The following is an 18,815-nucleotide window of genomic DNA, read 5'->3' as shown; positions in this document are numbered from 1 at the left end:
GCGGGGCCGGCGCCCCGGCGTCGGCCCGCGTCAGTCCGCCAGGTGGGTGCCGCCGAGCGTGTCGGCAAGCCAGTCCACGAAGATCCGCACGCGCGGCGCCAGGTGCCGGCCGTACGGGAACACCACCGACACGGGCAGCGGCCCGGCACGCCATTCCGGCAGCACTTCGACCAGCGAGCCGTCGGCGAGCAGCGGCGCGAGCCCCTCGCGCGGCGCCTGGATCAGCCCGAGGCCCGCGAGGCAGCAGGCGAGATACGCCTGCGAACTGTTGACCGACACGACGCTGTGCATCTTCACCGCGTGCATCTCGCCCGAATCCATGTCCGCGTATTCCCAGTCCAGCTCGCGGCCCGTCCGGCTCGAGAAATAGCCGACCGCGACGTGGTCCGGCAACTCGTCCGGCGAGCGCGGCGTGCCGTGGCGCGCCAGATACGCGGGCGACGCGCAGTTGATCTGCGCCAGCTCGCCGATGCGCCGCGCGACGAGCGACGTGTCGGACAGCACACCGACGCGTACCGCGCAGTCGATGCCGTCGGCGACGAGATCGACGAAACGGTCGGTCGTGCCGATCACGACGCGCAGGTCGGGGTAGCGCGCGTGGAAATCCGGCAGCGCCGGAATCACCTGGTTCAGCGCGAAGCGTTCGGGCAGGTCGACGCGGATCACGCCGCGCGGCGACGCGCCGGCGTCCTCGAACAGCGTTTCCGCATCGTCGAGATCGGCGAGCAGCTGCACGCAGCGTTCGTAGTAGGTCGCGCCTTCGGCCGTCAGCGCGACGCGCCGCGTCGTGCGTTGCAGCAGGCGGATCTTCAGGTGCTTTTCGAGATACTGGACGGCGTTGCTGACGGTCGGGCGCGGCAGGTGCAACTGCTCGGCCGCTTTCGTGAAGCTGCCGAGATGGGCGACGCGCGCGAAGATGCGCATTGCTTGCAGATGGTCCATGCGGGCGGAAGCCTGGGCGGGGAGGAGAACAGGCTCCATTGTTAATCAGCGTCGAATGGTTTGGTGGCGCGTTTCGCGTTTATCGCGCGGCGTCGTGCGCCCAGAATCCGTTCCATCCACTCACCCTTCGGAGGAAACGGACATGGACACGCGTCAACTGGGCCGCACGGGCCCGCAGGTATCGGCGATCGCACTCGGCTGCATGGGTATGTCGGACTTGTACGGGCCGGCCGACCGCGACGAGAGCATCGCCACGCTGCACGCGGCGCTCGACAACGGCATCACGATGCTCGACACCGGCGATTTCTACGGGATGGGCGACAACGAGATGCTGATCCGCGACGCGTTGCGCGGCCGCGCGCGCGACCAAGTGCTGATCAGCGTGAAATTCGGCGCGCTGCGCGATCCGGCCGGCGGGTTTGCCGGCTACGACGCACGGCCCGTCGCGATCCGGAACTTCGTCGCGTATTCGCTGAAGCGGCTCGGCACCGACTACATCGACATCTACCGGCCCGCGCGCGTCGATCCGGCCGTGCCGATCGAGGACACGGTCGGCGCGATCGCCGATCTCGTGAAAGCCGGGTACGTGCGCCATATCGGGCTGTCCGAAGCCGGCGTCGACACGATCCGCCGCGCGGCGGCCGTCGCGCCGATTGCCGACCTGCAGATCGAGTATTCGCTGCTGTCGCGCGGCATCGAAGCCGACATCCTGCCGGCCTGTCGCGCGCTCGGCATCGGCGTGACGGCCTACGGCGTGCTGTCGCGCGGGCTGCTCGGCGGGCGCTGGAGCGCGGCACGGCAGGGCGAGCGCGACTTCCGCGCGGCGAGCCCGCGCTTCCAGGGCGACAACCTCGTACACAACCTCGCGCTCGTCGACGCGCTGCGTGCGATCGCCGACGAGAAGGGCAGCAATCCGGCGCAGGTCGCGATCGCATGGGCGCTGTCGCGCGGCACCGACATCGTGCCGCTGGTCGGTGCGCGCAAGCGCACGCAGCTGCAGGACGGTTTGCTGGCGACAAGAATGCAACTAACGGTCAATGATGTCGACCGCATCGAAGCGGCGGTACCCGCCGGGTCGGCTGCCGGCGAGCGTTATCCCGCCGCCCAGATGGCCCACCTCGACAGCGAGCACGGACGGGGGTGAGCCAGGGGCCGGCCCGTCCGGCGGGGCCTAGCCAGCCTCAGGCAAAACCAGATGGCGGGCTGCGTGGCGGAGCGGCACCATCGGCGCCGTACTCGACCGGATGGAACCGCCTCCATGCAAATTCATACGCTGACAATCATCGTGCTGGTGTTCCTGCTGGCCGGCGCGGTCAAGGGCATGATCGGGCTCGGGCTGCCGACGATCGCGATGGGGCTGCTGACGCTCGCGATGCCGCCGTCGGCCGCGGCGAGCCTGCTGCTCGTGCCGTCGTTCATCACCAACGTGTGGCAGTTGGGCCTCGGCCCGTCGTTCGGGCCGCTGCTGCGCCGGCTGTGGCCGCTGCTCGCTGGCCTCACGATCGGCACGCTGACGGGCGGGCTGCCCGCGCTCGCGGCCGGCAGCACGTGGACGCACGCGGCGCTCGGTGTCGTGCTGATCCTGTACGGGGTGTGGGGGCTGGCCGCCGCGCGGCTGCCCGCGCCGGGACGCCGCGAGAAATGGCTGTCCGCCGTGGTCGGTTACCTGACGGGTGTCGTGACGGCGGCAACCGGCGTGTTCGTCGTGCCGGCCGTGCCGTATCTGCAGGCGCTGCGGTTGTCGAAGGACGACCTGATCCAGGCGCTCGGGCTGTCGTTTACCGCATCGACGATCGCGCTCGGCCTGCAGTTGCGCGTATCGGGTGCGTTGCAGGCGGTCGACCTCGGCGTGTCGGCACTCGCGCTCGTGCCGGCCCTGGCGGGGATGGCCGGCGGGCAGTATGCGCGACGCGTGATGAGCGAAACGGCGTTCAAGCGCTGCTTCTTCGTCGGGCTGATCGCGCTCGGCGCGTATATGGCCGTTGCGGGGTGGCTGTGAACGGGTACCACGCGCCGCGCGTGGGCGCTGCTCCTTGCTGAAGTGCCCGAAGCCGGCTCAAGCGGCCGGCTTCGGGCGCGTTCACGTGGCGCGAATCACACGGTTCAGGCCGGGTCGGCGTACTTCAGCGACCACCCGAACGTGCGCGTCGTGCCCGCGCCGAGTGCGAACGGCTTCGTCGTGCACGCGAAGTTCGAGTGCAGCTGGCCGATCGGTGTCGTCGACAGCGGGTTCGTCGTGCCGTTCGCCGTGTCGAAGGCGGACAGCGCGCAGGTGTCGAACCCCGACGCCGCATAACCGGTCGCGGCGCTGTTGGCGTACGTCACCGACACGCCATCGCCGTTGGCTTGCGTCGATGCGAAATCCGCGAACGACGTGAAGTCCGTCTCGACCGCGAGGTTGCCCGTGAGCGTACCCGAGCTGAGCGTATCGCTGCGCGAGATCGTGCCGTGCGCGAACGTCAGCACCGTATGCACCTGCAGGTCGAGATCCGTCGTGTAGGCGGCGTTCTTCGATGCGAGGCGGAACTTCGTCGTATCGAACGACACGATCACCTGGCCGTTGGCTTGCTGCACGTTCAGGTTCTTGTAGTACGTGACGGGAATGTACGTCTTCGCGTTGTACGTCACCTGCGGCACCAGCAGCGCGTAGCCGAGGTCGGTCGTGCCGTAGATCAGCTTGTCCGAGAACGGTACCGGGTAGTACGGCGTGTACGAGTTGTAGTCGGGCGCCTGGCTCAGGTTCAGGTTGATCACGCGCCGGCCGTCGCGCACGGTGAGCAGCGCGGCGCTGTACGGATGCGCGGCGTCGGTTGGCTGGTTGTACCAGGTCAGCGTATAGCGCGGCAGCGCGTCGAGCCATGCGCCGTAGTCCGCATCGGCCATCGGCGCCTTGCCGCCGAAACCGAGCTTGTTCCACCACGCGTTCACGTACAGGTACTGGTGCAGCAGGCTGAAGTTCTCGCCCATCACGCGCGGCTTACCGCGATACGCGTCAGTGCCGCGGCCTTTGACCCACATGTTCACCGACGGTGTCGGCAGCGACGGGTCATACCAGTACGTGTCGAAACGATGCGCGGCCTGGTAGATGAACGTGTACGCGACGCGCTTCTCCTGGTCGGTCAGCACGCCGGCGTTGGCGGCGGCCGTCAGCACTTCCATGAACGCGGAATCGCCGTACGGGCCGATCGAGCGGCCGTAGTTGAAGCCCTGGCCGCTGGCGTTCAGCTGCGGCAGGATCAGGTCGACCGACTTGCGCAGATAGCCCTTCAGTTCGGGCGTGAGATTCGCCACGTTGTCCATCTCGAACGTGCGCTCGACCACTTCGCCGATCAGCAGCGTGCTGTAGCGGTCGAAGCGCGCCTCGTCGTAGTAGGTCGTGTGCGTGTTCGACGCTTCATCGGAGAAGCCGCCGGAAGAATCGTTGCGGATGTGGTTCGTCAGCGTGTACAGCAGCGCATCGCGCGCGCCCATCGCCGCGACGGACGGATCCGTCTTCGACGCGAACGACGGGCTGCTCCAGCCGAGTTTCTGGCGCAGCCCGGCAATGCCGTAGGACACCGCATAGTAATTCTGCGCGGTGTTGAGCGACGCGATGTCGATCGGCGTGCCGGCGGCCGGGCACGTACTGGTCTTGCCGCTCGCATCGGGGCCGAACATGTCGCAGAAGGTGAGGCGCTGCTGCAGTGTCGCGAGCATCGCGTCGCTGAAGACTTCGTTGAGCATCCCGTGCGCCTTCAGGTTGTTCAGCGCGACGAGATAGTAGTACTCGCCCCACGACGTGTTCGCGTACGTGTAGTTGCCGCCCGACTGCGCCATCATCGCGGTCGTGATCGTCTGGTAGGTCGCGAGGTAGCTCGCATACTGCGGGTCGTTCTTCGACTTCATGTCGATCAGGATGTACGACAGGCCGAGCGCGAGCTTGCCGGGCAGGAATTTGTCGCCGGTGTTCGTGTCGAGCACGTGGACGGGCGTGCCGTCGCCGAGATCCATCACGACCTGCGTGAAGTCGGGCGATTTCCGGATCAGGTCGAACAGCGCGCGCATCTGGCCCATCATCGTGACCGGCACGTTCGTGCCGGCCGGCACGCTGGTGTCGGGCGCGCCGTAGACGAGCGCCTGCAGCGAGTTCGCCGCGAGCGCGGGGGGCGTGGACGTGGACGGGGGCGGCGATGACGGCGGCGTATCGGTCACGTCGTTGCCGCCGCACGCGCTGACGAACACGACGGAAAGGGCGCTGAGCGCGGCGCCGAGCGCGAATCTGCTGCGCGGATGCATTGTGTCTCCAGTTTTTGAATAGTGATGAAGGACGGGCGGGTGTGGCCGTTGCCGCGCTCGATGCCCGTACCTGACCGTCGCCTTGCAACCCTGATCCCTGAAGGCGGACGGCCTGAATCACAACTCGAGCGGGCAAGCGTTTCCCCTGCGCGGACCGTGGCCGACGTCGCGCCGATGAATTGGAAAACGTTTTCCAAATTTAGGCATCGCGCGGTGCGATGTCAATGAACTTTCACGTCGGAGGCGCCGGTGAAAACCCGGATGGTGGGAATGATCGGACAGGTGCGCGAATCAGAATTTCGCGAAAATCACGCAAGATATTGCCGATGGGCGAGCGCGTTTCATCCTGGGTGCGGGCGGTGGCGTGGCAAACGGCAGGGCTGAACGACGGCACGCTCTCGGCCAGTCATGAGAGAAAACGTTATCCAGAAGGGCCGAAGTGCATCAGGCGGGAAATCGGATCGCCGATCCCGACCGGCAGCGGCTGCCGCGACGGGGTTAAAGCTGTGCCTCGATCGCGGCCTTGTCGATCACCGACCAGACCTGGCGGATCTTGCCGTCATGAAACTCGTAGAACACGTTCTCGGCGAACGTGACCTTGCGGCCGTCGACGGCCAGCCCCATGAACGTTCCTTGCGGCGAACAGGCGAAACGCAGCCGGCACGCGACGCGCGGCGGCTCGCACGCGAGCAGCCGGATCTCGAAGCGGAGATCGGGAATGTCGCGGTAGTCCCGTTCGAGCATCGCGCGGTAACCGGCGAGGCCGAGCGGGCGGTCGTTGTGGATCACGTCGTCGGCCACGTATTCGCCGAGCGCCTGCCAGTCCTGCCGGTTCAGGCAGTCGATATAGGCGCGATAGCGGGTGGCGAGATCGGTGTCGGTCATGGTCATGGCTCCGAGTATCGACGAGACCGCATGCGTCACCGCGACGCCGCCTCGCCGGACAAGAATGCGACGAATTCGCGCGTGTACTTCGGCAGCGCGTCGAACGAGCGCGCGCAGAGCGTCAGTTTCCGGTGGCTCCACGGATCGGACAATTCGACGAGCCGCACGTCCATCGTCTGCATCGCGCGCTCGGCCGCATGACGCGACACGATGCCGATGCCCACGCCGCTCGCGATCACGCGGCAGATCGCATCGAAGCTCTTCAACTGCACGCGATAACGGATCCGCTTGCCGAGCGCGCGCGCCTGGTCGGCGAGATGCACCTGCAACGCGCTGCCGTCGGTGAGGCCGATGAAATCCTCGCCGGCGATCGCGTCGAACGCGACCTTCTCGTGCGACGCGAGCGGATGCGCGGCCGGCACGACGACGATCAGCCAGTCCTCGCGGAACGGCTTCTGTTCGAGCCCGCCGAGCCCGACCGAATCGGCGACGATGCCGACCTCGGCCGTCTTGTTGCGGATCGCATGCACGATCTCCTGGCTCGAGCGCTCCTCGACGCTGACCGACAGCTTCGGGTGATGCGGCAGATAATCGGCCAGCGCGTCGGGCAGGTATTCGCTCAACGATGCCGTGTTGCACAGCAGCCGGATATGGCCGCGCAGCCCCTGGCCGTATTGCTGCAGTTCGCCGCGCATGTGGTCGATCTGCTGCAACACGGTGCGCGCATGGTGTTCGAGCGCGCGGCCCGCGTCGGTCGCCTGCGCGCCCGACTTGGTCCGGTGCAGCAGCGGCACGCCGAGCTCGTCCTCCATGCCGCGGATCCGCTCGCTCGCGGCCTGCAGCGTGATGTGCGTGCGCTCCGCGCCGCTCGTGATCGTGCCGGCTTCGCAGATGTTCAGGAAGAGCCGCAGGTCGGTCAGGTCGAAGCGCATGATGGGCGGGGCGTGAGGACGTTGTCGAATGGCCGATAAGTTAGCAGGAACCGCCGCGCCGGTCTCAGGCGCAGCCTGAGGCCCGCTTCGACGGTTCCGCATTTCCGGGGCGCGATCGATGGCCGATCATGGCTGCACATCAACCGGGGAGCCTGTCATGCAGATCGATTCGTCATGGGGCGTGTCGTTCAAGATCGCGCTGCATCTGTTGTTCCTGTGCATCGGCATCGCGTGGGCCTGTGCCGAATTCGTCGGATGGTTGCGTTGAATCGAGCGCCTATCGAGATTGATCCTTCATAGTTTTTTGAAACGAAAATTCTTCCGCTTTCCTGCAAAAAGACATCAAGTTTTTCCGAATCGGACCGTATTACCGGTATCGAATGCCGGCCGGCATCCGGTTCGTGATCGTTTGTCATCATTGTTTGCATCCGGTTACACGTCGGCCGTTCCGTTTTTGAGATGCTTGAAAGATTGTCAAACCGGAGTCGGATCGTCCATGAAAACGCGCGAGATTTACCGCAACGCGGCGTGGCTGCCGGGCCTGGCAGCCGCGCTCGTCATGGCCGGTTGTGCAAGTACGCAGTCCGTCCCGCCGAGCGACACGCTCGCGGGCCCCACGTCGAACCAGCCGGCTTCCGCTCCGTCGGCGGCCACGTCCGCCGCGCTGCCGCCGGCGCCGATTCTCGTCGCGCAAAAGTACGTCGTGAAGCGCGGCGACACGCTGACGGGCATCGCGTCCGCGAACGACTGCAGCGTTGCCGACCTGCGCACCTGGAACAAACTGGCCGCGCACGGCAGGCTGCGCATGGGGCAGGTACTGCGCATCGTCAAACAGCAGCCGTTGCCGCCGGCCGGCGCGGCCGGCACGCAAACCGCGGCGGCCAATGGGGCCGCGGGAAGTCAGGCAACGTCGCAGAGCGCCGCGTCGAACGCGAGCGACCGGCAGGTCGTCAAGGAAACGAAACGGCATGCGGGCGGGGTCGCGCTCAAGTGGCCCGCCAACGGCAAGATCGTCGACGGGTTCCGGCCGGGGCAGAACCGCGGCATCCAGATCGCCGGCCGACCGGGCGACCCGGTGCGCGCCGCGGCCGACGGCCGCGTGATGTATGCGGGCACCGGCCTGAACGATTACGGCAGCCTGATCATCGTCCAGCACAACGCCGATTTCCTGACCGCCTATGCGCACAACCGCAAGCTGCTCGTGAAGACGGGCGACATCGTGCGCCAGGGTGACGCGATCGCCGAGATGGGCGACCTCGACAACTCGCGCGTCGCGCTGCTGTTCGAGGTGCGGCGCGACGGCAAGCCGGTGAATCCGATGCCGTACCTGCCTTCGTCGCAAGGGTGACGCGGGGCCGTTTTGCTGGAACGTGGCGGCGCTCGCTGCTACGCTAGGGGCTGTTCATGCGCGTCCCGCGCATGGCGGGGCCGACGGGCGTCATTCGGGGATGCGCGGCGAATGCCGTCGCGGGCCGGCCGTCGGCGTGAACCGGCGCGCTTCGTCGAAGCGCGCCCGCGTTGCTTCGTGCCACCGTTTCCGACAGAACACACCGCATTCATGGAACATTCTCCGACACGCCGCTCGCTGTTGCTTGCCGCCGTTGCCGCACCGTTCGTCGCCGCGTGCACGTCCGCGCCGGTTGCCGACCAGGGGCGCGCCCATACCGCGCAGGCCGAACTGGCCGCGCTCGAAAAAGCCTCGAACGGCCGGCTCGGCGTCGCCGCGCTCGATACGTCGAATGGCGTGCGTATCGCCCATCACGCGCGCGAACGCTTCCCGCTGTGCGGCACCTACGCGGTCATGGCGGCCGCCGCGATGCTCGCGCGCGGGTCGCTCGATGCGTCGCTGCTGCCGCGCCGCATCCTGTATCGTCGTTATGAAGTCGTGTCGGGCTCGCCGATTACCGAAAGCCGCGTCGACACGGGCATGACGATCGCGCAGCTGTGCGAGGCGATGCTGCAGGCCGGCGACAAGGGGGCGGGGAACCTGCTGATGGGCGTGCTCGGCGGCCCGCAGGCCGTCACGTCGTTCGCGCGCGAGAGCGGCGACACGACGTTCCGCCTCGACCACTGGGAGCCCGAACTGAACCGGGCCGCGCCCGGCGACGAACGCGACACGTCGACGCCGGTCGCGATGGTCGACACGCTGCAGCGATTGCTGCTCGGCGATACGCTGCACGAGCCGCAGCGTACGCAGCTGACGGAATGGATGGCCGGTGGCTCGCGCGGCGCGACCGGCATCGCGGCGGGCGTGCCGCCGGGCTGGCGCGTCGCGGACAAGGCCGGTACGGGCGGCTACGGCACGACGACCGATGTCGCGGTGCTGTGGCCGCCGTCGCGCGCGCCGATCGTGATGGCCGTGTCGTTCACGCAGCAGCGGGCCGACGCGGCGGCCCGCGCGGACGTCGTCGCGTCGGCGGCGCGCATCGCGGCGGGTGCGTTGACCGCGACGGCCTGACCGTCCGGCGTCTCGCGCAACGCGCACGTTTGGCTTATCGTGTCGGTCTGTGCGCGCCGGTGTCGGCGCGCGGCCCTTTCGCGCCGTATTTCCGTTTCCCGTTCGCCATGCGCCGACTTCCGCCCCTGCACGCGTTGCAGATCTTCTCGACGGTGGCTCGCCACCGCAGCTTCACGCGCGCGGCCGAGCAGCTGTGCATCACGCAGGGCGCGGTGAGCCGGCAGATCCAGACGCTCGAGGCGCACTACGGCTTTCCGCTGTTCAAGCGGCATGCGAAGGGGCTCACGCTGACGGCGGAGGGCGAGCAGCTGCTGCCGGTCGTCAACGAGAGCTTCGCGCGGATCGAGGACATCTCGATGAAGCTCACGCGGCAGCGCACCGATCTCGCGCTGAAGGTGCCGACCTGCGTGATGCGCTGGATGCTGCCGCGCATCATGCGCTTCCAGGGCGAGCACCCCGATCTCCATGTGCAGATCACGACCGCGTGGCAGCACGTCGTCGATTTCTCGACCGAGCCGTTCGATGCGGCGGTCGTCTACGGCACGTCGCCGGGCCCCGGCGTGTTCGCGCTGCCGCTGTTCGACGAACGGCTGACGCCCGTCTGCGCGCCCGAATTGCGGCAGGCGTCGCCGCTCGATACGGTCGGCGATCTCGCGCGCCATACGCTGCTCCATCCGACGCGCGACCATCGTGACTGGCGTGCGTGGCTCGACCATGCGGGCGAGCGCGGCGTCGATCCCGCGCGCGGGCCGACGTTCGACACGCTCGATCTCGCGACGAACGCGGCGATGCAGGGTTTCGGCGTCGCGATCGGCGACGTGACGCTCGTCGACGACGACGTCAGCGCGCGCCGGCTCGAACGGCCGTTCGACATCGTGCTCGAAACCGGCGCGCGCTACTTCTTCGTGTATCCCGAAACCATCGGCAGCCAGCAGAAGATCCGCGCGTTCAGCGACTGGATCGCGCGTCATCGCGACTGACGGGCGGCCACGGCGGCGGGTTTTACTGGTAGGTCACGACGGCGATCATCGGCGCATGATTGCTGCCCGTACGCTCAGGTAAAACGATTGCGCGCGAGGCCTGCGTAAAGGTCGTGGTCTTGATCGTGCGCAGGCTGGCCGCGTCGACGAACGCGACTTGTCCGCTTGCCGGACGCGGGCAGTCGGGGCGCACGTGTGCGTGGGCGACATCGGCCGTATCGAGCGCGAACGAGCAGGGCGGCTCGACGATCATGCCGGAGAAATGAATGATGCCGGACGTGCCGCCGGCAAAGGACGAGGACGTGGCCAGAAGCGAGCCAGCCAGGACGAACGAGGCGGCGAACAGGCGATGCTTCATGACAGGCTCCAGAGAGGAAGCGCGTCGCAGCGGGGCCGCTCGGGTGGCAGTCCGTCAACGCTGCGATGCTGTATGCGTAAACGGCAAAACCATCGGACCTCTTGAATCGAAAAATGGAAATAAAGGGAATAAGCAAACCGCGCGTTATTCCTTCAATCAATTTATCTCAAATTTGCGCGCCCGCAAGTCGGGGATTCGCCGGTCGCGTACGCTCGCTGGAAGACCAGCGGCGGATGGGGGAGCGTGCCGTTGAATCGTTGCGAAGCCAACGAGTCGGTAGTTACCCGGTCTCCGGCTCGCCACAAGCAAAACGGCCGCTCTGACGAGCGGCCGTTTTGCATTGACACGACGCGAGCGCGGTGTTCAGCCCGTGCGCTTGCGGATCGCGCCGACGACCACGAGCAGCACGATCGCGCCGATGATGGACGCGATCCAGCCGGCGCCCTGGCCCGGCGCATACCAGCCGGCGGCGCGGCCGACGTAGCCGGCGATCAGCGAGCCGACGACGCCGAGCACGACGGTCATCAGGATACCCATCTTGTCGTCGCCGGGCTTGAGCGCGCGGGCGAGGAGGCCGACGATGAGCCCGACGACCAGGGTTTCGATGAATTGCAGCATGAACGCCTCCCTATTGCGATTGAGCTGTTGATGAAAGGAAATGGACCCGCGTGGCGCGCAAGGGTTCCATGCAACGGCCAGCCGGCGCGTGGCGTGCCGAGTATCGCACGCCGGCGCGTCGCGCGGATGTCAGTTCGCCGGTGTTGCAACCACCGGGTCGAGACGGCGGTAGCCTTCGGTCGCGTTCAGCAGCGTGCGCGTGTAGTCGCGTGCGACCTGTCCTGCCCGCACGTCCTCGACACGGAGCTGTTCGACGATCTCGCCGTGCTGCATGACCGCGACGCGCTGGCACAGGAAGCCGATCACCGCGAGGTTGTGGCTCACGAGGATCATCGTCAGCTGGCGTTCGCGATGCAGGCGGCGCAGCAGGTTCAGGATTTCTGCCTGCACCGACACGTCGAGTGCGGACGTCGGTTCGTCGAGCAGCAGCACGCGCGGTTCGACGATCAACGCACGCGCGATCGCGACGCGCTGCCGCTGGCCGCCCGACAACTGGTGCGGATAGCGAAAACGGAACGCGGGGCCGAGGCCGACCTCGGACAGCGCGCGGGCGATGCGCGCATCGGCGTCGCCGATCGCATGGATCGACAGCGGCTCGCGCAACGTCTGGTCGACCGTGAAGCGCGGATGCAGCGACGCGTACGGATCCTGGAACACCATCTGCACGTGGCGGCGGAACGCGCGATCGGGCGTGCCGCCGACCGGCCGTCCGTCGATCGACAGGCTGCCGGACGCGAGCGGCACCAGGCCCGTCAGCGCACGCAACAGCGTCGACTTGCCGGAACCCGATTCGCCGACGAGCCCGAACACTTCGCCGTCGCGCACCGCGAAGCTCGCGTCGCGCACGGCGTCGACGTGACCCGTGCGGGTCGGGAAACGGATCGATGCGTGATCGACGTCGATCATCGTGCTGCCTCCTGTCGGCCGGCGGGCTCGAGCCACGCCGGATCGCGGCGCAGCACGGGCAGTTCGTCGGGCGGGTTCGCGAGCGGCGGGGTCGCCGCGAGCAGCCCGCGCGTGTAGGGATGCGAGGCGTCGCGCAGGTCGCGCGCGGCGCAGGTCTCGACCACGCGGCCCGCATACATCACCGCGACGCGGTCGCAGAACGACATCACGAGCGGCAGGTCGTGGCTGATGAACATCAGGCCCGTGCCGTGGCGCGCGATCATCGCGTCGAGCACCGCGAGCACCTGCATCGACACCGCGACGTCGAGCGCGGACGTCGGTTCGTCGGCGATCAGCAGGCGCGGGCCGGTCGACACCATCATCGCGATCATCACGCGCTGGCCCATGCCGCCCGACAATTCATGCGGATACGCATCGGCGACGCGCGCCGGGTCGCGGATCTGCACGGCGGAGAGCGCGTCGACGATCCGGTCGCGCAGCGCGCGGCCGCGCAGCCCGGGCTCGTGCAGACGAAACGCTTCGCCCATCTGCTTCGCGACTGTCATCACCGGGTTCAGCGAATACTTCGGGTCCTGCAGGATCATGCCCATCTGGCTGCCGCACAGCCGCCGGCGCTCGCGCGGCGACATCGCGAGCAGGTCGTGGCCCGCGAAGCGCATCGTGCGCGCCGACCAGCGGGCGGCGTCGGGCAGCAGGCCGAGCAGCGCGCGGCCCGTCAGCGACTTGCCGGAGCCCGATTCGCCGACGATGCCGAGCCGTTCGCCGGGCGCGAGCGTCAGCGACAGGTCGCGCACGGCGTCGGTGACGACGCCGTCGTGGCCGCGAAAGCCGATCTTCAGCCCGTCGATCTCGCAGAGTGGGGCGGGCGCGGGGGCGGTATTCGTCGGCATGTCATGCTCCATGGCGGGGATCGAAGACGTCGCGCAGCCCGTCGCCGAGCAGGTTGAACGCGAGGCTCACGAGCAGGATCGCGATGCCGGGCAGCGTCGCGACCCACCACGCGTCGAGCAGCACGTTGCGGCCCGATGCGACCATGAAGCCCCATTCGGGGCTCGGCGGTTGCGCGCCCAGGCCGAGAAAGCCGAGGCCCGCGACGGTCAGGATGATGCCGGCCATGTCGAGCGTCGCGCGCACGATCACCGACGACATGCACAGCGGCATGATGTAGCGCAGCAGGATGCGCGGGCCCGACGCGCCCTGCAGCCGCGCGGCGTGGATGTAGTCGGCTTGCGCGATGCGGATCGTCTCCGCGCGCGCGAGCCGCGCATACGCGGGCCACGCGGTGATCGAGATCGCGACGACCGCGTTGATCACGCCGGGCCCGAGCGCGGCCGCGAACGCGAGTGCGAGCACGATCTTCGGGAACGCGAGCGCGATGTCGGTGATGCGCATCAGCACGCTGTCGACGAAGCCGCCGCAATAGCCGGCCGTGGTGCCGATCAGGAGGCCGATCGGCACCACGATCACGACGACGAGCAGCGCGATGCCGAGCGTGAGGCGCGAGCCGGCGATCAGCCGCGAAAGGATGTCGCGGCCGAGCTGGTCGGTGCCGAACCAGTGCGACGGCGAGCCGGGCGGCAGCAGCCGGTCGGACAGCACCTGGCGCAGTGGGTCGTGCGGCATGATCAGCGGGCCGATGATCGCGACGACGATCAGCGCGACGAGGATCGCGAGCCCGAACAGGTTGAGCGGATTGGTGGCGAACCGGCGCCAGCGTCGGTACGCGAGGCCGAGTGCGGCCTGCGAGCGCGACGCGGGCGCATCGGACAGCAGCCACGCGCGCGGCGTGAGGCGCTCGGTGTTCATGATTGGACGACCTTCGGCATCGGCGATGAAAGAAGCGGGGGGAAAGCGGTCATGTCGGCGTAGCCCTCAGCGCGCACGCGGATCGAACACGCGGTAGAGCGCGTCGGTCAGCAGGTTGACGGTGATGAACATCGCGCCGATCACGAGCGTCGCGCCGAGCACCGCGTTCATGTCGGCGTTCAACAGCGCGCCGGTCAAGTACGAACCGAGCCCCGGCCACGCGAACACGATCTCGGTCAGCACCGAGCCTTCGAGCAGGTTGCTGTACGTAAGCGCGATCACGGTCAGCAGCGGCACCGCGATGTTGCCGAACGCATGCCGCCAGATCACGCGCCGTTCCGACAAGCCCTTCGCGCGCGCGGTGACGATGTATTCCTGGCTCAACTGGTCGAGCATGAACGAGCGCGTCATGCGGCTGAGATACGCGACCGAGTAGTAGCCGAGGATCGCGGCCGGCAGCGCGATGTGCGACACCGCGTTGCGGAACACGTCCCACTCGCCGGCGAGCGCGGCGTCGATCAGCAGGCTGCCCGTGCGCGGGTCGACCATCCCGTCGTACACGGGGTCGAGCCGGCCGGGCCCGCCGACCCAGTGCAGCCGTGCGTAGAACAGCAGCAGCCCCATCAGCCCGAGCCAGAACACGGGCACCGAATTGCCGATCAGCCCGACGAAGCGCGCGATGTGATCGATCGGCCGGTTGTGCTTCACGGCGGCCGCGACACCGAGCGGCACGCCGATCGCGATGCCGATCAGCGTGGCGATCGTCGCGAGTTCGAGCGTGGCCGGGAACACGCGCCGGATGTCGTCGAGCACCGGGTTCGCGGTCAGCAGCGACACGCCGAGATTGCCGTGCAGCACGTCGCGCACGTAAATCATGAATTGCGTGGCGAGCGGCTTGTCGAGCCCGAGCGCGATGCGTTCGGCCGCGTATGCGTCGGCCGACGCGCGATCGCCGAGGATCGCGAGCACGGGATCGATCGGCACCTTGCGGCCGATCACGAACGTCAGCGCGAGCAGCCCCGCGAACGTGACGGCGAGCGTGAGCGCCCAGCGCAGCACGCGCAGCGCCCAGCGCACGGCCGGGCGACGCGCGGGCAGCGTGCGCAGTGCTTCGAGTGAGGAGGCGGGAGTCGACATGCGGCGAATCTTATTGCTTCTTCAGGTTGCGGTACGACACGAGATCGTTGATCGGCCCGACCTCGAGCCCGCTCACGCCGGGCCGTGTCGCGACCTGCGCGACTTTCTCGAACATGATCACGAACGGCGAGTGCGCGAGCACTTCCTTCTGCATCGCCTGATACCGCTGCGCGCGTTTCGCGGCGGTCGGCTCGGCGAGCGCGGTGTCGGTCTCCTTCGTCAGTTGCGGGATGTCCCAGCTGTTGCGCCAGGCCAGCATTTTATAGCTCGACTTGTCGGAGTTGTCCGGATTCCACGCGAAACCCTGCGCGTTGCTGTGCGGATCGATGTAGTCGGCCGACCATTCGCCGATGTAGATGTCGTGCTGGCGCGCGCGGTATTTCGCGAGCGTCTGCTTGTTGTCGCCGGGGATCAACTGCACCTTGATGCCCGCCTGCGCGAAGTTCGCCTGCACCGCCTGCGCGATTTCCGTGTACGGATAGTCGTTGCGCACGTCCATCGTCACCGAAAAGCCGTCGGGCACGCCGGCCTTCGCGAGCAGCGCCTTCGCCTTCGCGACGTCGAGCTTGTAGGGGTTCGCGTTCAACGTGCCGAGGAAGCCTTCGGGCAGGAAGGTCTGGTGCACCTTGTAGGTCGTCTTCACGACGTTGCCCTGGATGCCCGCATAGTCGACGAGCCATTTCAGCGCTTCCTGCACGTCGGGCTTCGCGAGCGTCGGGTTCTTCGTGTTCAGGCCGAGATACAACAGCGTCGCCTGCGGCGAAGCCGATACCTTCGCCTTGCCCGATTTCACGACCGACGCCAGATCGTCGGGGCTCAGGTCGCGCGCCGCGTCGACGTCGCCGTTTTCGAGCAGCAGGCGCTGGCTCGCGGCCTCGGGCACGTGGCGCAGCACGATGCGTTTCATCGCGAGCGGCAACCGGTAGCCGTCGAAGCGCTGCAGCACGAGGCTGTCGCCGGCCGTCCACTTGACCAGCCTGTACGCGCCGGAGCCGGCTTCGTTGGTCTTCAGCCACGCATTGCCGAAGTCGTTGCCTTGCTGATGCGACAGCAGCAGCTTCTTGTCCAGCACCGACGCGGGCCACGAGCCGAGCACGTTCAGCACGAACGTCGGCGCGTACTTGCGGTCGGTGGTGACGGCAATCGTCTGGTCGTCGAGCTTCTTCACGTTCGCGCCGACGTTCGCCTTCGTCAGGCCGATGCCGGTCAGCACGGCGGCCGGGCCCTTGTCGAGCAGCACCGCGCGCTGGATCGACCAGGCGACGTCGTCGGCCGTCAGCGGATTGCCCGAGTGGAACTTGAGGCCCGGGCGCAGCTTGAACGTATAGGTCAGGCCGTCGGTGCTCACCGTCCACGACTGCGCGACGTCGCCGTTGAATTTCGACGGATCGCGCAGGTCGACGCGCACGAGCCGGTCATAGGTATTCGCGACGTATTCCTCCGGCACCAGTTCGTAGATCTCGCCCGGGTCGAGCGTCGTGAATTCGTCGAGCAGCGTGGCCATCACGAACATGTCCTTCGGTGTTTCCGCATGCGCGGCGCAAAGCGGAACGGCGGCGAGAACGGCCGCGGCGGCCAGCGCCGCGACGAGTCGGGATGTCGGGAATTTCATGGGCGCTCCATCTGTCGTTGAAGTCGTTGAACGTGAACGGTGAGGGGGACGTGCATCGTCGTTACATCAGGCGCCACGGGCCGCTTGCCGCGTCGTCGATCTGCGGCAGCGCGTGCGAGCCGGGCAGTTCGTAGTGCCACCATTCGCTGTCGATGTGCGCGAAGCCGGCCGCGTGCATCACGCCGAGCAGCAGCAGGCGGTTGCGTTGCACGGCTTCAGGCAGCCCGGCGTGGAAGTGACCCGACGCGGCGACCATCTCGTCGAAACCGGTACCCATGTCGAGCGGCTCGCCGTTCGCGGCGACGAGCGTCAGGTCGAGTGCGGTGCCGCGGCTGTGATTCGAGCCGCGGCCGAGATCGGCGATGAAGTTCGGGTCGGGCAGGAAATCCCACAGGACCTGCTGCGCCTGCGGCGGCCGGTACGCGTCGTAGATGCGCAGCGTGAAGCCGGCTTGCGCCGCGATGTCGACCGCCCGCCGCAACGCGGCCTCGGCCGGCGCCAGCAGCAGGCAGTGCGCTTGGCGGTAGATCGGCTTGCCGGTCAGGTTGCGGTCGGTCGCGTAGACGAGATCGATGTCGACGCGATGCGTGGCGGGCGTGATTTCGACGAGGCGGTGATCGTTCATCGGCAGGGCGGTCTCGCTCAGGATTCGAATTGGTCGAACGTGCGCTGCAGTTCGCGGTTGCGTTCGACGCGGCGGTCGATCGCGGGGCCGAGGCGGTCGACCACGGCCGTGATCAGCAGGTTGAACAGGCAGGTGAGCGGCGCGAGCGAATCCCAGAACTGGCCGACATCGGTCTTCACCTGCAGCAGGTCGGACGGCCAGTCGCGCGCCCACGGGCACGACAGGTCGGTGACCAGCGCGAACGGCTGCCCGCGCTCGGCGGCCGCCTGGCAATAGCGGCGCGCGCCGCGCGAATACGCACGCGTATCGGTAACGATGCAGTACGGCCGCTCGAATTCGGAGTTCAGCGAATCGACGTACGAGCCCGACTGGCCATCGGAATAGAACACGCGCGGGCGCAAGTATTCGAGGTAGCTGCTGAAGGCGTTGCTGATGCCGCGCGTCGACTGGATGCCGAGGATGAACACCGCGTCGGCCTGTGCGATCCGGTCGGCGACCTGCGCGAACACCGGGCCTTCGGCGAGCCGGTACACGTGGCGGATCGCATCGAGCTCGCGTTCGAGCGACAACGCGAGCGCGCGTTCGCCGCGGCGGGCGCCGTCGTTGCCGCCGACATCGCCGTCGACCGAGTGCGTGCCCACCGTGCGGCGGTATTCGTCGAGCCGGTCGGTGATCATCCACGGACGATCGCTGCCGCCGCGCAGCTCGCGCTTCAGGTCGTCGAGATTGCGGTAGCCCACGCTGCGCAGGAAGCGCCCGACCGAGATGCCGCTGGTGCCGGCCTGCTGCGCGATCTGGTCGGCAGTCTCGAGCCCCAGACGGTCGAGGTTCGCGAGCATGTAGCTCGCGATGCGCTTGGCGGTCGGTGTCAGCTCCGCGTAGCGGGATTCGACGGTACGGGCGAACGCGCAAGTCATCGGCTGTTAGATCGTTGTCGTTTGGTGATCGAATGTCATCTATCTGACAAAGCCAAAATCATTCGCGCCAGCGGATAAAAACTATGGTGTGAGGATGGGTGATAGGTGCGCGACGAACCGGCGTTCGCACGGCTCAACCCCTGAATCGCCGATCGATTGGCGGATCGTTCGCCTTGAATGTCGCGGTGAGCCGTTCCGCCAGTCGTGTCCCGCGGTATCGCGATCATTACAAAATTAAAGCGAATCACATTAAATCATTAATTCAGGTCAATAATTCATTTAAGTTTTGCGTCGATTTGGATTTAACTTGCGTGACGGGATGTTCGATTTTCGATAATCAGAAAACGGCATGTATTCCGTAATG

General features: G+C 67.3%; 18 protein-coding genes. 5 read left to right on the top strand and 13 right to left on the bottom strand.

Annotated features, from left to right (window positions below; genetic code table 11):
* Positions 1-30: 30 nt before the first annotated feature.
* Positions 31-942, bottom strand: a complete 912-nt coding sequence (locus HWX00_RS21120; RefSeq protein ID WP_034187947.1) for a LysR family transcriptional regulator — start codon at positions 940-942, stop codon at positions 31-33.
* A gap of 142 nt (positions 943-1,084) precedes the next feature.
* On the opposite strand from HWX00_RS21120, the gene HWX00_RS21115 reads away from it, so the two are divergent.
* Entirely contained in the window at positions 1,085-2,086 is a 1,002-nt protein-coding gene (locus tag HWX00_RS21115) for an aldo/keto reductase (RefSeq protein WP_059556668.1), read from the top strand.
* A gap of 114 nt (positions 2,087-2,200) precedes the next feature.
* Positions 2,201-2,941, top strand: a complete 741-nt coding sequence (locus HWX00_RS21110) for a sulfite exporter TauE/SafE family protein (RefSeq protein ID WP_124608790.1) — start codon at positions 2,201-2,203, stop codon at positions 2,939-2,941.
* A gap of 104 nt (positions 2,942-3,045) precedes the next feature.
* Here HWX00_RS21110 and HWX00_RS21105 read toward each other — a convergent pair whose 3' ends face one another.
* The 3 genes from HWX00_RS21105 to HWX00_RS21095 all read right to left on the bottom strand — a co-directional run bounded on the left by HWX00_RS21105 (position 3,046) and on the right by HWX00_RS21095 (position 7,034).
* On the bottom strand, positions 3,046-5,217 hold the full coding sequence (locus HWX00_RS21105) for a hypothetical protein (RefSeq protein WP_175027746.1): 2,172 nt from the start codon (positions 5,215-5,217) through the stop codon (positions 3,046-3,048).
* A 498-nt stretch (positions 5,218-5,715) separates the two neighbouring features.
* On the bottom strand, positions 5,716-6,102 hold the full coding sequence (locus HWX00_RS21100; RefSeq protein WP_034188000.1) for an ester cyclase: 387 nt from the start codon (positions 6,100-6,102) through the stop codon (positions 5,716-5,718).
* A gap of 35 nt (positions 6,103-6,137) precedes the next feature.
* Complete coding sequence (locus tag HWX00_RS21095) at positions 6,138-7,034, bottom strand: LysR substrate-binding domain-containing protein (protein WP_034187943.1); 897 nt, start codon at positions 7,032-7,034, stop codon at positions 6,138-6,140.
* Between the two features lie 496 nt (positions 7,035-7,530).
* Here HWX00_RS21095 and HWX00_RS21090 point away from each other — a divergent pair, with 496 nt between their 5' ends.
* From HWX00_RS21090 to HWX00_RS21080, 3 genes are all read left to right on the top strand, one after another.
* Positions 7,531-8,382, top strand: coding sequence for a peptidoglycan DD-metalloendopeptidase family protein (locus HWX00_RS21090; protein ID WP_069704637.1), 852 nt, complete (start codon positions 7,531-7,533; stop codon positions 8,380-8,382).
* A gap of 210 nt (positions 8,383-8,592) precedes the next feature.
* Positions 8,593-9,492: a class A beta-lactamase gene (gene bla / locus HWX00_RS21085; RefSeq protein WP_175027745.1), complete on the top strand. Its 900-nt coding sequence runs from the start codon at positions 8,593-8,595 to the stop codon at positions 9,490-9,492.
* A gap of 107 nt (positions 9,493-9,599) precedes the next feature.
* Positions 9,600-10,472 carry a LysR substrate-binding domain-containing protein gene (locus HWX00_RS21080; protein ID WP_034187999.1) on the top strand — a complete coding sequence of 291 codons (873 nt, stop codon included), beginning with the start codon at positions 9,600-9,602 and terminating at the stop codon, positions 10,470-10,472.
* 22 nt (positions 10,473-10,494) lie between these two features.
* On the opposite strand, the gene HWX00_RS21075 is transcribed toward HWX00_RS21080, so the two are convergent.
* The 9 genes from HWX00_RS21075 to sapR all read right to left on the bottom strand — a co-directional run bounded on the left by HWX00_RS21075 (position 10,495) and on the right by sapR (position 18,451).
* Entirely contained in the window at positions 10,495-10,830 is a 336-nt protein-coding gene (locus tag HWX00_RS21075) for a type 1 fimbrial protein (RefSeq protein WP_034187940.1), read from the bottom strand.
* A 363-nt stretch (positions 10,831-11,193) separates the two neighbouring features.
* Positions 11,194-11,448 (bottom strand): GlsB/YeaQ/YmgE family stress response membrane protein, encoded by a 255-nt coding sequence (locus HWX00_RS21070; RefSeq protein WP_034187939.1) that lies wholly within the window; start codon positions 11,446-11,448, stop codon positions 11,194-11,196.
* 129 nt (positions 11,449-11,577) lie between these two features.
* Positions 11,578-12,354, bottom strand: coding sequence for an ABC transporter ATP-binding protein (locus HWX00_RS21065; protein ID WP_034187938.1), 777 nt, complete (start codon positions 12,352-12,354; stop codon positions 11,578-11,580).
* Positions 12,351-13,244 carry an ABC transporter ATP-binding protein gene (locus tag HWX00_RS21060; RefSeq protein ID WP_069704638.1) on the bottom strand — a complete coding sequence of 298 codons (894 nt, stop codon included), beginning with the start codon at positions 13,242-13,244 and terminating at the stop codon, positions 12,351-12,353. The genes HWX00_RS21065 and HWX00_RS21060 overlap by 4 nt, the downstream gene beginning before the upstream one ends.
* 1 nt (position 13,245) lies before the next feature.
* Positions 13,246-14,160, bottom strand: coding sequence for a nickel transporter permease (gene nikC, locus HWX00_RS21055; RefSeq protein WP_034187936.1), 915 nt, complete (start codon positions 14,158-14,160; stop codon positions 13,246-13,248).
* Positions 14,161-14,226: 66 nt separating this feature from the next.
* Entirely contained in the window at positions 14,227-15,297 is a 1,071-nt protein-coding gene (locus HWX00_RS21050; RefSeq protein ID WP_034187935.1) for an ABC transporter permease, read from the bottom strand.
* Between the two features lie 10 nt (positions 15,298-15,307).
* Positions 15,308-16,909 carry an ABC transporter substrate-binding protein gene (locus HWX00_RS21045; RefSeq protein ID WP_034187934.1) on the bottom strand — a complete coding sequence of 534 codons (1,602 nt, stop codon included), beginning with the start codon at positions 16,907-16,909 and terminating at the stop codon, positions 15,308-15,310.
* A 61-nt stretch (positions 16,910-16,970) separates the two neighbouring features.
* Complete coding sequence (gene ddpX / locus HWX00_RS21040) at positions 16,971-17,534, bottom strand: D-alanyl-D-alanine dipeptidase (protein ID WP_175027744.1); 564 nt, start codon at positions 17,532-17,534, stop codon at positions 16,971-16,973.
* 17 nt (positions 17,535-17,551) lie between these two features.
* On the bottom strand, positions 17,552-18,451 hold the full coding sequence (sapR, locus tag HWX00_RS21035; protein ID WP_069704642.1) for a sap1 transcriptional regulator SapR: 900 nt from the start codon (positions 18,449-18,451) through the stop codon (positions 17,552-17,554).
* Positions 18,452-18,815 lie beyond the last annotated feature (364 nt).

This window comes from Burkholderia seminalis DSM 23518, from assembly GCF_902832885.1.
Lineage (GTDB): Bacteria > Pseudomonadota > Gammaproteobacteria > Burkholderiales > Burkholderiaceae > Burkholderia > Burkholderia seminalis.
This window is presented reverse-complemented; position numbering and strand designations above follow the sequence as displayed.